At 56.4% G+C, this 12679-nt stretch carries 14 protein-coding genes and 1 pseudogene; 10 read left to right on the top strand and 5 right to left on the bottom strand.

Annotated elements, in window-relative coordinates:
- Window positions 1–44: 44 nt before the first annotated feature.
- The 3 genes from PR017_RS20030 to PR017_RS20020 form a co-directional block, all read right to left on the bottom strand.
- The gene (locus PR017_RS20030; RefSeq protein ID WP_111221294.1) at window positions 45–977 is read right to left on the bottom strand and encodes a PfkB family carbohydrate kinase; all 933 of its coding nucleotides are present in this window, start codon (window positions 975–977) and stop codon (window positions 45–47) included.
- A gap of 53 nt (window positions 978–1030) precedes the next feature.
- A complete protein-coding gene (locus tag PR017_RS20025; RefSeq protein WP_111221293.1) occupies window positions 1031–2953 on the bottom strand; it encodes an HAD hydrolase family protein in 1923 nt (640 codons plus the stop codon).
- A gap of 101 nt (window positions 2954–3054) precedes the next feature.
- Window positions 3055–3552: a riboflavin biosynthesis intermediates N-glycosidase gene (locus tag PR017_RS20020; protein WP_111221292.1), complete on the bottom strand. Its 498-nt coding sequence runs from the start codon at window positions 3550–3552 to the stop codon at window positions 3055–3057.
- Between the two features lie 50 nt (window positions 3553–3602).
- On the opposite strand from PR017_RS20020, the gene PR017_RS20015 reads away from it, so the two are divergent.
- From PR017_RS20015 to PR017_RS19970, 10 genes are all read left to right on the top strand, one after another.
- On the top strand, window positions 3603–3941 hold the full coding sequence (locus PR017_RS20015; protein ID WP_133255625.1) for a helix-turn-helix domain-containing protein: 339 nt from the start codon (window positions 3603–3605) through the stop codon (window positions 3939–3941).
- Between the two features lie 224 nt (window positions 3942–4165).
- Window positions 4166–4669, top strand: a complete 504-nt coding sequence (locus PR017_RS20010; protein ID WP_133255624.1) for a hypothetical protein — start codon at window positions 4166–4168, stop codon at window positions 4667–4669.
- A 324-nt stretch (window positions 4670–4993) separates the two neighbouring features.
- Window positions 4994–5167, top strand: coding sequence for a hypothetical protein (locus PR017_RS20005; RefSeq protein ID WP_164498253.1), 174 nt, complete (start codon window positions 4994–4996; stop codon window positions 5165–5167).
- The gene (locus PR017_RS20000) at window positions 5168–5875 is read left to right on the top strand and encodes an ATPase (RefSeq protein WP_111221289.1); all 708 of its coding nucleotides are present in this window, start codon (window positions 5168–5170) and stop codon (window positions 5873–5875) included. It begins immediately after the preceding gene.
- A 7-nt stretch (window positions 5876–5882) separates the two neighbouring features.
- Window positions 5883–6833 (top strand): hypothetical protein, encoded by a 951-nt coding sequence (locus PR017_RS19995; RefSeq protein ID WP_111221288.1) that lies wholly within the window; start codon window positions 5883–5885, stop codon window positions 6831–6833.
- Window positions 6834–7061: 228 nt separating this feature from the next.
- Window positions 7062–7784: a hypothetical protein gene (locus tag PR017_RS19990; protein ID WP_111221287.1), complete on the top strand. Its 723-nt coding sequence runs from the start codon at window positions 7062–7064 to the stop codon at window positions 7782–7784.
- Complete coding sequence (locus PR017_RS19985) at window positions 7781–8800, top strand: hypothetical protein (protein WP_111221286.1); 1020 nt, start codon at window positions 7781–7783, stop codon at window positions 8798–8800. Before PR017_RS19990 ends, PR017_RS19985 begins: the two co-directional genes overlap by 4 nt.
- On the top strand, window positions 8801–9058 hold the full coding sequence (locus tag PR017_RS19980) for a DUF982 domain-containing protein (protein WP_111221285.1): 258 nt from the start codon (window positions 8801–8803) through the stop codon (window positions 9056–9058).
- A gap of 366 nt (window positions 9059–9424) precedes the next feature.
- A complete protein-coding gene (locus PR017_RS19975; RefSeq protein WP_279619535.1) occupies window positions 9425–11266 on the top strand; it encodes a PAS domain-containing sensor histidine kinase in 1842 nt (613 codons plus the stop codon).
- 67 nt (window positions 11267–11333) lie between these two features.
- On the top strand, window positions 11334–11702 hold the full coding sequence (locus tag PR017_RS19970; RefSeq protein WP_111219226.1) for a response regulator: 369 nt from the start codon (window positions 11334–11336) through the stop codon (window positions 11700–11702).
- 171 nt (window positions 11703–11873) lie between these two features.
- Here PR017_RS19970 and PR017_RS19965 read toward each other — a convergent pair.
- Window positions 11874–12188, bottom strand: a pseudogene (locus PR017_RS19965) (chloride channel protein); the annotation flags it as partial.
- Between the two features lie 80 nt (window positions 12189–12268).
- Window positions 12269–12679, bottom strand: a complete 411-nt coding sequence (locus PR017_RS19960; RefSeq protein WP_111219228.1) for a nuclear transport factor 2 family protein — start codon at window positions 12677–12679, stop codon at window positions 12269–12271.

The raw sequence follows: 12679 nt of genomic DNA, 5'->3' as shown, positions 1-12679 counted from the left end.
TTCTGTGGTTATAAGTGGACCGCTGCTTTGTAGTGCTTAAGCGCTCAGCGAATTTTCTGTGAATGCACGGCTGATGGAGATAGGATTGATCTGGCATATTCGGCCCCGCGATGCTGAAAAAGCCCGCGCGCGCCGACGAATGCGCAATTCTCGGCCGCGAGCCGTTGTCCAGCTTCGATGCCGGGCGCTATTTCATCTGCCTCCAAGCCCAGTTTTCTGGATTGACCAAGCGAAATCAACCAGTCAATCAGCCCGACGCTTACCATATCACCGGCGCCACATGTATCGCGAACGATCGGCGCCGCGATCGCTTTCGACCAATAGCGGTGTTTGGAGCTTGAAACTTCCAGCCCGGACTCGCCATGCGTAATGATCGAAATCGTATGAGCCGGGACCATTGCATCTTTGACCATTCCGCCTAGCCGGTCCGCAGAATATTTCAGAATGGTTGCCGACAGGACTGCGCGCCGAAACAGCGACGGATCCTTGATGTCGGACGGCTCGAAATAGACAATCGCGCCCTTCGATGCGGCGGTCTCCATGGCCTCAACAATCGACTCGGAAACGCGATCGGTGTAGAAAACCGCACAATTTTCCAGGATCGGCCGTGCATCTTCAACGTCCGCCTGGCCGATAGGTTCGTAACGCGGCAAGGCTTCATGGGTTGTCGGGCAGGTGAACGCAAAAAAATGCGTGCCGGAATCAGTATCGAGGTGCTGAGCCAAAACAGGCGAACGGGTGTGCTCGTGGCGTCGGATGTAACGCGTAATAGCGCCGGCACCACGGAACTCGCCCGTCAGGCGTTCTCCAACTTCGTCGTCACCGAGATTGAGGACTGGCGCCACGTGACGGTTGAGCATCGCCAAAGATAACAGAACATTGCCGCATGATCCGCCGAGCTCTTCTGAGAAGGCATTTTCAATGCCAACGTAGATGCGATCCAAAACGGTAAAGCCGGTTCCAGCAACATCGATCATATCGGGTCTAGCCTCGCTCGAAACTGCGTTCTTGTTTTGTACTACATTTACCGTCAACTGTCGAGTTCCAATGCTTCAAGGTTTACCGAGGCGCCACTTTGACCGGCGTCGATCGCCTGCAGAATGCGAAAAAGCGCGTCTGGGCCGGTCGTATCCGCCCCGAACAACGACCAGCTGCCTTGAAGGTTTCCGCAGACACTGTCGACGCTGACGCCGTGCTTGATCGATAGTAAATCAAAATCGTTCCCGATTGGCGAGCCACTGTCTCCGATCGCAAGAAACGTGGCTCGAGCGTCGCCGGCCATTTCGGTCAGAATATCAACGACAAGGTTTTTGGTGGTTGCCCTCGGGAGGATATCGAAGCTGTGGTGCGACGAAAGGACTTTGACTCTTCTGGCCACAACCGCTGGGCAGGCGTTAAGTGACATGGAAAAGCGAGCGTGGTCGGGAATGTCCTTGTGGTTCAGCATCAATTGCACCCGCCCGGGCTTTAGACGCACCCCGGGCGCGAGCAGTTCATGCGCTTCAATCCAATCGGCAACCTCGAGAATGTCGGGATCTTGCGCCGGTTGGTCGATCGCGATATCGACGTCGAGGGTCCGTATATGGCCACCATTATAATAACCCATAATCACCTGCGGATGATATCGAGTGGGCAGAGCGTCGCGTAACATTTCGCCGGCAGACCCCCCTCGTCCGGTGGCGACGGCGATGAGCACACCAGCGTCCATAAGCCTCTGCAACTGCTTTGCGATCTTATCGGCCGGTGCCGCCAGCCGATCATCCGTGGAAACGATCGTTCCGTCATAGTCGAGGACAAGCCCACGAAATCGCGCCTTTGCGAAATCATGGAGCCGCTTTTGGCCGACGGCGCAGACCGACAGGGGTTCTTGTCCCAACGGATCGTGAAGCAGGACCGCCCTGAGCTTGTGGCGAACGCCGGGCGTCATTTGACGAGAGATGACCTCAAGACCATCATGATTATATATTGCTTCTGCAAACGGACCGCGGCCGGGTCGGCCGGGATCGATGCCGACACTGTTACCAAGCACCTCGATAAGCCGTAACCCTTCCAAAATAGCCACGGCAATCTGAAAACGCCCCGCAAACCCGACATCGCTGGCACCGTTCCCAACAGAGGGCAGGGCATCGAGGAGCGCAGCCCAAATGCTTCTTGTCTCGGCGGTAGTGAGTGCCAGAATGAACATCGCGTCGGGATACTTTGCCGCCCAAACGTGGCGACCATGCGCGAAATTCCTGAAATCCGCCCGCTGGACCGCTGCTATACCCGTCTCCCAAAGCGAGGTCTCTATCAGAGTAGCGACCGCTCGGGCCTGCGGATCATGCAGGACAATTATTGTATCGCCGCGTTTGAAAGCCTTAACAGGTGATTGGGTATCAGCGTAAGGATCAACGGCCGCCTGCGCGGCTTGCTCAAAAGCCTGAGCCAAATCTGTTGCGGACGGCTTCTCGGAAAGCCGATCACTGGCGTAAAGCAATGCCGCGATCATCGCCGTCATTGAGTGTGTGGCGATAAAGCCGTCCTTGGGATCGGCAACCGGAACCACATAGACAGCACCTGTGTTGCTTGCTGCGGCGGCGAGCGCCGTTTTTCCGTCAGCACGCGTGGTCACCAGCCTGATTGCTGCCACCTTCATTCGCACCGCCGTCTCGAAAGCGGCAGCGATATCCGGGTTGTTTGCCCCGGCGCTAAAGAGCCAAACCTCGCAATCGGCCCAGTCTTCGGCCGACAGGACATATTCCATCGGGGTATATACGATCGTCGGTCCAAGCGACAGCGTCGATCTGCATCTGGCAAGGTAGTCAGCCGTGACCGCGGATCCGCCAGAGCCGACGGCAATCACTACCCGCCCTTTCCCGCTGTGCAGGGCGGCCGCTAATTCTTCAATCGGCCCGCCCTTCGCCAAAACGACGGTTTCCGGCAACCGGCGGAGTTTTTCAGCAAAGATTGTCATGGCTCTCGTCGTATCAATAAACGATGGTCTTTGCGAATCAATGATGCGCGGCGAAGAGCTTATCTGTTAGCGAACAGATATCGGGGTGCGCGCGCTCATCATCATTCCGCTGCTTCAACCTGTGGAGCGGCTGAGACTTCACAGCGCAACTGATCACGCAGTTCCATCAGCAACACGCCAAGCATATTCTGACCGACGCCATTGACCTCACCCCACAGACGGTTGACTTCACTATCGGTCACAGCAGTTTCCACTAGGCGCGATGCACCGGTTGACAGAAGTAATTCCTGAAGATCCTCATGCTGGGTGAATTTCGTGTGGAGAACACGACGCATCCGGTCGAACTTTGTTTTCGACCAGCCGGGAGAAATGTCCCAGTAATAAAGACCATGTGCCGCCATCGCCAGCAAAGCTGGCGATGGCGCTTGCATGAGCCAGCGACGGACTTCCGGCTTGCGCGCTTTTCCGGCCTGATACGCGTGCTCAGACGTGACGAAGGTCTCGCCCTCGAACACAATCTCTCGCCGATACAAATTGCTGAAGGCCCCGTAGGGCCTCTCATTGGCTCGGTAAAAACGTATTTCTGCGTCGTCGCTCATGGTTAAATTTTACTTTGAAAATACTTTAAAAAGCTTTTATGCAAATTTGCATGAAAATCAAGCGCGAATACGTCCTGCAGCTGGCCGCCGAGATCGAGACGAAGCGTCGCTCGCTGGGCCTTAGTTTCACCGAGATTGCTGCATTGTCGGGCGTCGATGCAAGCCAGGTTAACAGAGTTTGCCATGGCCACTTTCGGACGATGAATCCGAGTGTCGTGCAAATTTGCAATTCTCTGGGGCTTTCTGTCAGAGATTCCGAGCCTGTCGCCCCCCAAAGGTTAGTGCGAGCCCTTTGTGCCCTATGGGACGGTACCCCCGAGGATGAAGAGAGGCTCGTCACACTGTTGACCCTCTTAGGACACATGAAAACCGGAGCTCCCCAATCCTGATCAACGATGTCGGTTGACACTCCGCCCGGCATTGGGCCAACGGGTCGGACAAGGTCGTGAACTCGGGGCGCTGATCGACCTCGGGAAGCCGCCGCATTGAAGCAAATGCAATTTGGATAAAATACACGAGAGACGCTTCTGGCCGACTTACGACCATTTAATGCCTGTTGGTGGCTGCTCCCGAGCGCGGTAGATTTCTCTCCAAGGAAACGAGGAACAACACAATGACAGGAATGAAGAAAGGTCGTCCGTTCGGATCCGGCTATGACAAGTACATGGATGTCATCGCGGACCTGATCGTAGCCAGCGGCAACAGCAAGGATTTGCCGATCGCGATGCGGGAGCTTTTCCCCCTGACTTTCAAATTTGATGTGTCCCGCGCTGCAGCCTTCCGGCGCATCCGGGAACACTGGAAACGGGAAGGGTTCAAGTTCCTCGCCGCTGCTGTCGAAAGGGCGTCAGCGAAGACACTCCGCGAGGCCAAAGCGAAGACCGACCTCATCCTGATCAAGGACGCGGACGATCTCCTGAAGCTGACGAAGGTCAAGGTCTCACCGATATCGGAGAACTTGGACCTAGCCATCACGCTCTTTATGCCGCCGGCGACACCAGAGGACTACAAGGCAAATCCCATGGTTCCCCTGCTGATGTCGTACGGGCAATTCCAACTCGCCTACAAGCGCCGCTTTATCGAGCAGAAGCAAAAGGCAATGACCAATCCGGGTTGATGGTCAGTTCAGCTTGTAGACCTCGGCGTTGTCCTGCATCTCGCGCAGGCATTGACGGCATGGATCTCGACGTTGGCGAAGACATTGAGGGCTATGAACCTATCGACATCGAGATCGGCCTGCAGGGCGCAAAAAGAACCCCGACCGTTTGATGGGCCGGGGTCAGTTACAGAGACAGGAACGCGGAAGATGCCATGGCTTTCGATGAAGAGGCCGTCTCCCGCGACCTGATGACTTCAAGTGCTGCTGTCGGCGGAACCTCAGACAAGCGATATTTGCCGTCCGGCCTGATCGGCGCTATATTGAAGGCATAGGAGATCGACGATGCTTTTGAAGAAGTACGACGAAAACAAGGAAACCCTGAAGGAAATCGGCCGGGAAGCTATTGCCGAGCGCCGTCGTCTGGGTCTGCCGATCTCTGCCAAGGATCTCGCCAACGAGGCGAAGGATCGCGCCGAACACGAGGACGTTCGTGTTCATGCTGCCGTGGGGCGGTAATTGTCGCAGCCATCGTGCATCATTCTGGGCGGTCCCAACGGGTCCGGCAAGTCCTCCGCCTATGCCAAGCTGAAGCTCGAAGGCGTGTGGATCAACGCCGATGAAATTGCCAAGGAACTGACCGGAGCCAGTGACGGCCGAGCAGCGGCCATGGCAGCGGGCAGGGCGGCGATCCGCAAGCTCGCAGAGATGATCGAGACCCGAACATCCTTCGTCTACGAAACAACCTTGAGCAGCCAGCAGGCCATCAACCTGATGCGCGATGCCAAGGCGGCCGGGTTTTCGGTTGGCCTCTATTATGTCGCACTGGATTCCGTCGAGACGAACATCGAGCGCGTCAGACAGCGTGTTGAGGCAGGCGGCCACGACATTCCTGACGATGACATCCGCAGGCGATATGTCGGATCCCTAGATAAGCTCGGGGCGGCGCTGACCCATGCGGACGAAGCGCTGCTGATGGATAACAGCGGCCTTGAGCCTCACGAGGTGTTCCGCATCTCGGCTGGCGAGGTCACGGCGTTCGATATCGACGACGAGAACGAGCTGCACAAGCTCTATGTCGCAAAAGTCTGCGAAGCTCTGGGACTGGTGAGGACATACGACAGCTTCAGAACGCCGGAATCCATCTCTTACGAGGTCAATGGCCTGACAAATCGGATCCTGAGGAGTATGCCAGGTCACAAATCGGAGCCTTCCGGCGACAAGTGAGAGCGGCATGTTCGAACTGATCAGACTGCTCGAAACCGTCTACGGGACCATCACGGCCGATCTCGACGCTTGGTTTAAGCAGTATCCGGAAGGGCTGGCTTGGAACGTCTTCTCCGACTACTGCATCGGGGACCAGAACAAGGCCAATGACGTTTTCGCATTCGCGATCGTCCTCAACCATGACACTCAGGCAAATATTGAGGAATACATCGCGGCGGTAGCTCCAAGCGATATCAAGGGATCCCGCTCACCATCCGAAGGTCTCATCTCGTATCTGAGAAGCCCTGTGGTTTTCAGCATCAGTTACCTTCTTCCGAGGAAATCTAAGCTGCTGCGGGATTACATGACGGACAACAACATCCGCGGGGCCATTGAGGACATGCGTGCAGTCGTCGCGGAGATGATTGTCTTGATCCCCGAAAAAGTCGGGCATTACCGGGAAGTGGACAAGCGTCTCAAAAGCTTCCAAACGGAGATGAAAAGGCGATCCAGCAATTCCAATCTGGCTCGGCAAATTTTCCTCTGCGCAGCCTTCGCGTCAGTCGTTTGCAGGCATCTGGCTCAGAAGAAGAGGCCGAAGATGGTCCGCTGGATCAGTGATCGTGATGCCATGTTCGACAAGCACGACAAGGTAGCATTCGACCTCGTCTTTCTCTACTTCCATCTTTATCGGATGATGAACGGCCAAGACGCTCTCGAACCTGAGTTCCTCTTCGGGCTACCTGGATGGGACGGCAAAAACGAGTACGCGGAGCTCATTCGGATTGCTGACTATCTCGCTGGCACGCTGGCCGATATCAAGCTGCCTGAAATGACGTCTTCGCACCCCAAATTCGAGCCAGTATTCCAAAATCTATTCGTAAATGGCCCGAATGCAGCTCTCGTTGAGATCCTTGCTCGCGAGGGCGGAGGTGTCACCGCGCGTCGCTTAGTTCCGAGAGCATCTGTCATTCTCTAAGAAAAGGGCCTCCGGCCTCCGGCAGACCGCCTTTTTGTTGCGCAACGTGTGGTCTCGTCTTCAACCGAGGGTCCTGACTGCCTCCTGTAAGCTTGCCGTCCGGAATATCTGCAGGCGCGGGGTCCATCTCCGCAACATCCATGGTCGGTCGAGCCTAATTCAAGAGCCTTCTTCCCCCTGCCTATTCCGAAAACTTGATGATATCGTCTCGGAAACGAGGGGGATGCGATGTTCTGGAAGAGAAAGGAGCGGCGGAACGCTGCAGAGCTTATAATGGCGGCCGAGCCGATCAAGCCAGCGAAGTCAAAACAGGAAGAGCTTGATGCTGCCGCAAAGGAGCTGGCGAACTCGCTCCGATCATATGCTGATGCATCGTACGCCGCACAGCAGGCTGCTCCCGATGAAGAGATCAGGGCCGCTCACCAGAAAGTCCAAAGGTCGCGCAAGATCGTCACTGAAGGTCGACTGGCATACGCTCTCGGTCGGTACCTCCCTGAACATATGGCCCACTGGCACGCGTGGAGCCAGCGCGACGACTTTCAGACGTGGGTTAAGTTCGAGGCTACAAACATTTCGTCCTCGCGAACGACGGAAGAGATCGGTTCGAGCCGCACCGAGGTAACGACCAACGACTTCACCTTCAGGCATCGGCCATATCGCCTCGTCTTCCGTGATCGCGGTCTGTCATCAGCGCCTGGAGACAGTACCTATCGCGGGGAGGTTCAATTCTTCTCCGGCGAAATCTGTGTCGCTAAGTTCAGCGTCTCCAAGGATCTAATGGATGAATTCGCCCAGTGGGAGTTCGTGGACGTGAGCGGGTTTCGTATCGGCAACTGGATGCAGGACGTGCTCGACATGGCAGCTCAGATTGAAGGAAGCCAAGAGCGATCGATGAACCAATTCTTAGACGATCACGCTCGCAAAGCCGCGGACGAGATTGATCTGGGATGACCGCCCTTAGCTTCTATGCGGCCCTTCTCGACCAGATGGACCTCGCCCTCGAACATCTGGATAAGGGCAGCGTGCACGATGCTCGGTTCGCTTTGATGCTGACCGATAATGCCGTTGAGCTCGCGATCCACAAGCTTGCGACAGACAAGTATGCTCACCACAAGAGTTGGAACCGCCTGGAAGAGAGCTATCCTCATAAGCAGGAGCTGGCCGATGCCTTAGGCCATTCATTCGATGCGAAGCTGAAATATGCTCGCATCGAGAAGTTGGTCACGGAAGAGCAGGCGCGGACAGTGGCAATCATGCACGAGTTCAGGAATGAGCTATATCACGTCGGCCTGCAGCACGAACCCATCCTGCCAGCCATCGCTCCCTTCTATTTCTGGTTTGCCTGCGACATCCTGAAGGCGTTCCCCGGTTTTGGCCTTAGCTACGGCAATCTTACGGTGATCCCCGACCGGGCGAAGAAGTATTTCAACAGCAGCAAGCGCAGTCCGGCCGAGATCGGAGACTTCGCGAAGGCGTGCGGGACGCTGAAGGATCGCTGTCCGTTCGTCAAAGGGACAACAATCGGGGCACTGGCTGACCACATCGAACTCATCATTACCGAGAACGACGCATACATGGGTGTCATTTCGGTTGGCGCGTATCCGCGCGGGAAGGGGATCACCCGCGATCAGGCGACGATTGACTGCCAAGTGTGGCGGCTGGCCTTCGCCCCGGAGGGCCACAAGTTCGCTCGGGAGAATGGCTTCTCCGGCGGCTCCATCCGCGATCTCGTCGCGTGGCTGGGCCAGAAGTACCCCCTGAAGATCAAGAAGGATCCGATACCGGGATGGAGACGGAGGGTCACGCGGCTGCGCTCGAAGGGTAACCCGCACCTGGCTGTCGCGACCTATATGGATTTCCTAAATGAGACGGCGCAGTTCCGTCAGGATCTCGGGGATAGCTGCGCGGCGGCCGAGGCGGAGATCGAACGCCAGATTGATGAATATCGATCACGCCGGAGAGACTGAGTGCCGTCCGATTTGCACATCCTCCCGGTTCAGATCGCATGGGGCGGCTTCCGGACGCTGGCATCCGTGACGGATATTGCCGAGTGCCTGGTGCGGGAATGGCCGGGACCGACTGACGGCAATGCGTATGTGACCGCGCTGATGATCTGCGATGCTGTCCTGAGCGGTGGCGAGGACGATACGCCGGAACATGCGCGGGAATCCGTAGATCTCCGCAGGAAGTTCCTCTTGAAAATGAATCCAATATACGGCTTATGATTGATGATGGGATTTTATAATCCTTAAGGTTGCGTCATGCGATTTATGGAAAAATGATGAATACTCAATGACCTAAGGCGCGCAGTTTGGTGTTGATGGTTCGAGTCCTTTCAAGGCGTTCGATGCCGACAGCCGTCCATGCTTACCTATTCTATCTCAGCAGACGGCAGAACTCGCCAGCGTACAAGGTTGTTGTCAATGCGTCGGAGATTTGATGTGCCGATCAGCAGGTTGAGCTGCAAATGGCTAGCCTGGTTCTCAGCGAAGCCGTGCCAGCAGCCCAACCAAGCCAGCGGCCTGTCTTTGTGTAACTGCATCTGCTACCGAGATTGCGTGAGATTCTCCTAGAAGGCCGTGCTCGTCTCTATGTCCAGTTCCAACAACAATGACGGGGCTGTTAAAACACTCGCTGAAGCCCTCGCAACCGAGCATGTGAACCCGGTGGCGCTGTTGGAAGCAGTGCTTTCCGCCTCAGATGATTGCATCAAGGTCCTCGATCTTGAAGGCCATCTTCTTTTTATGTCCGAAGGTGGCAAGCACGTCATGGAGGTGGATGACTTCGATTCCTTGAAAGGCTGCCCGTGGCCTGATTTCTGGGCGGACGAGAGTAATGTCGCCGCCCGTAATGCCGTCGCAATCGCTGCCTCAGGGCGTCCGGCCCGCTTCACAGGCTCTGCCAAGACGGCGCGTGGTAACGATCGATTCTGGGATGTTCAAGTCCTGCCGCTTGTCGATAGTGGCAGCAGGCCCACCCAACTCCTCTCGATTTCTCGTGATATCAGCGAGGGTCATGCCGCAGAGGCGAAGGTTGCAGAACTGATTGCGGCCGAACAGGAAGCAGCCAAAGCCGAGGCCGACACGTTAAGGCGGATGCTGCTCGATGCGCCGAGCTTCATGTGTGTTCTGGAAGGGCCGGATCACTTCTTCAAGATTACCAACAGGGCCTATCTTCAGCTTGTTGGGCATCGCGACCTGATTGGTGTACCGGTCCGCCAGGCATTCCCTGATATCGAAGGGCAGGGCTTCTTCGAACTGTTGGACGAGGTTTATGTGACGGGGGAGCCGTTCATTGGTCGCAGTGTCAGCTTTGCAATCCAGCGGTCACCGGACGGCCCTTATGAAGAAGCATTCCTCAACTTTGTCTATCAGCCGATATTCAGCGCGGATGGAGTCGTTACCGGGATATTTGTGGAGGGAAGCGACGTCACAGACTTGAAAAATGTCGAACTCGCGCTTCGCCGAAAGGATCTTCAGCTCGAGCTTGCGCTTGACGCGGCAGGAATGGGCGTTTGGGAATGCACTGTGGTCGATGGCCATTTCATTGATATCAAGGAGGACGAACGGGCAAGGATGTTGCTCCATCGTTTGGCTGATGAAGAGGCGACTTTCGACAATTTCACATCCCGCGTTCATCCCGATGACCGGCTGGCTCTTGCCGAGTCAGCGGCGCAGGCCCTCGATCCAAGTGGCAGTGGTATTCTCGACGTCCAGTATCGAATGCTTGAACGCCCCGGCATGCCGAGCCGCTGGGTTCATGCCAGAGCGAAAACTGTTACGTTCGACGGCTTGACGAAATTCGTGGGCACAGTGCGGGATGTCACGGACCGAAAGGATGATGAGGCGCGCCAGCAGTTGGTCAGTGGCGAACTGCAGCACCGGATCAAAAATCTCCTGGCGATGGTCAGTGCAATAGCGACACAAACATTGCGTGGCGATGACATCGCAGACCGACGAGAGATATTCAACGCGCGTTTACACGTTCTGGCGCAGGCCCAGAACTTGCTCATGGCCACGACGTTTGAAAGCGCGGGCATCCATGACACACTGCGAGCGGCACTTGCGCCCCATGGCGGATCTGACGGACGTTTTGATATCGATGGCTCTCACTTCGAGATGACGCCGAAGCAGAGCCTCTCGATGGCGCTCACTTTGCATGAGCTTGCCACTAACGCCACCAAATATGGCGCACTTTCAAACGACGCCGGCCGCGTCAGAATATCCTGGCATCTCGCAAAGGCCTCAGACGGACGACAGGATCTCAATTTCGTCTGGCAAGAGAGCGGAGGACCGGCCGTGTCCGAGCCGAAGACCAAGGGTTTCGGGTCACGGCTTATCTCCCGCGTGCTTGCTGCAGATTTCTCAGGCGACGTACGGATCATTTACCCGTCTGGAGGCGTTGTATGCACACTAACAGCCAAACTTGGCTAGCTCGACGCGAAACTGTCTCGCTTTGTCCTCCATTCAGCGGGATCCGGCCAACCAGAAAATTTAAGTCATGATTGCTCAACGAACCGCCGTCTTGGTTGTCGAAGACGAGGCCCTCGTTCGAATGGGAATTGTTGACGAACTGGAAGATGCGGGTTTCGAGGTGTTCGAAGCCGAGAATTCAGTTGTTGCAATCGAGTTACTAATAGCCAATCCGCGCATAGAAGTGATGTTTACGGACATCGACATGCCCGGCGGGGTAGATGGCCTCAAGCTTGCAGCGTCGGTTCGGGACAGATGGCCGCCCGTTACGATCATCGTAACGTCCGGTCATCGTGCAGTCGGTGTTGACAGCCTCCCGGCGCGGGCGCGCTTCATGTCGAAGCCATACAATCCAGATGTCGTGGTTCGGTCGATCAAAGAGATGATGACTCAGTAATTTCAATGGTGCAGATCTTGCACGGTGCCACTTGATCACTCAGAGAGGCCTGCGTGAAAAGGATTAGCAGACAAGCTTGCAATTCATCAAAGCCATCCGGGAGTGGCGCTATTTACTGTCGCCCGGATGATGCGCCTACGGGTCGCTCACCTGATTGGCTGTCGAATGCTATTATGAGCGCCTGGCACCCACAGCTGCAGCGATGAAATTGTGAGACAGGCCGTGATAGAGCGGTTCTCGCGACAGGACGCGTGACGTGACATATCCAAGCATCGAGACGGCCATGATCGGGATGACGGCCTGGTGATCGCCGGTCATTTCCAGAATGATGACGAAGGCTGTCATCGGGGCCTGGACGACCCCGGCGAAGTATCCGGCCATGCCGAGAATAGCCGCAAGCGCTATACTTGTTCCCAGTAGTGAGCCAATGGTACTGCCAGAGCCCGCGCCGATAGCGTGTGACGGCGAAAATATGCAACCTGGAAGCGCATCAGTCCCCATACAGGATCGCGCTCGCTCAGCCGTCTTCGCCGGGCGTGAATGCCGGCTCAGCAGATCAACTCAGCTCACGGTACGCTGCTGACCCGGCGAAACTCATCCGAGGTCTCGTCGAGGAAGACGTAGAGCGCCGTGATCTTGCCGTCACGGACGGTGATCACATCCCAGCCGGTATATTCCGGCGGCTCACCGCGCGGACCCGAACCCCAGGCCAACCGTCCGGCGTTGTGGAGTACCTGCGGATTGCCGTGCGGCGCATAGACATAGTGCGGATGCGTGGCGCTTAGGTCGCCAGCGAACTTGTCAATCGCATCGTGGCCGATGATTGCACCGGGAGGAACGTAGAGGACGCCGTCCTCGGCCCAGAGTTCGCCGATCGCGGCACGCCGCCGGTCGTTGTCGCCTTCGCCGAAGACTTCCTGGAGGTTCCGGTCAAGCAACTCGCGGATACGCTCTGCGGATTCGTTGGACTGTATCAT

The organism is Rhizobium tumorigenes (assembly GCF_003240565.2).
Taxonomy (GTDB): Bacteria; Pseudomonadota; Alphaproteobacteria; order Rhizobiales; family Rhizobiaceae; genus Rhizobium; species Rhizobium tumorigenes.
The sequence above is the reverse complement of the archived record's forward strand: the minus strand, read 5'-3'. Positions and strand labels throughout refer to the sequence as shown.

Coding starts and splice junctions, on each gene's coding strand:
- PR017_RS19985 (WP_111221286.1), top strand. CDS start 7,781: ATGACCGCCCTTAGCTTCTATGCGGCCCTTCTCGACCAGATGGACCTC.
- PR017_RS19995 (WP_111221288.1), top strand. CDS start 5,883: ATGTTCGAACTGATCAGACTGCTCGAAACCGTCTACGGGACCATCACG.
- PR017_RS20030 (WP_111221294.1), bottom strand. CDS start 977: ATGATCGATGTTGCTGGAACCGGCTTTACCGTTTTGGATCGCATCTAC.
- PR017_RS20005 (WP_164498253.1), top strand. CDS start 4,994: ATGCTTTTGAAGAAGTACGACGAAAACAAGGAAACCCTGAAGGAAATC.
- PR017_RS19975 (WP_279619535.1), top strand. CDS start 9,425: ATGTCCAGTTCCAACAACAATGACGGGGCTGTTAAAACACTCGCTGAA.
- PR017_RS20020 (WP_111221292.1), bottom strand. CDS start 3,552: ATGAGCGACGACGCAGAAATACGTTTTTACCGAGCCAATGAGAGGCCC.
- PR017_RS20015 (WP_133255625.1), top strand. CDS start 3,603: ATGAAAATCAAGCGCGAATACGTCCTGCAGCTGGCCGCCGAGATCGAG.
- PR017_RS20010 (WP_133255624.1), top strand. CDS start 4,166: ATGACAGGAATGAAGAAAGGTCGTCCGTTCGGATCCGGCTATGACAAG.
- PR017_RS19990 (WP_111221287.1), top strand. CDS start 7,062: ATGTTCTGGAAGAGAAAGGAGCGGCGGAACGCTGCAGAGCTTATAATG.
- PR017_RS19960 (WP_111219228.1), bottom strand. CDS start 12,679: ATGATACAGTCCAACGAATCCGCAGAGCGTATCCGCGAGTTGCTTGAC.
- PR017_RS20025 (WP_111221293.1), bottom strand. CDS start 2,953: ATGACAATCTTTGCTGAAAAACTCCGCCGGTTGCCGGAAACCGTCGTT.
- PR017_RS19970 (WP_111219226.1), top strand. CDS start 11,334: ATGATTGCTCAACGAACCGCCGTCTTGGTTGTCGAAGACGAGGCCCTC.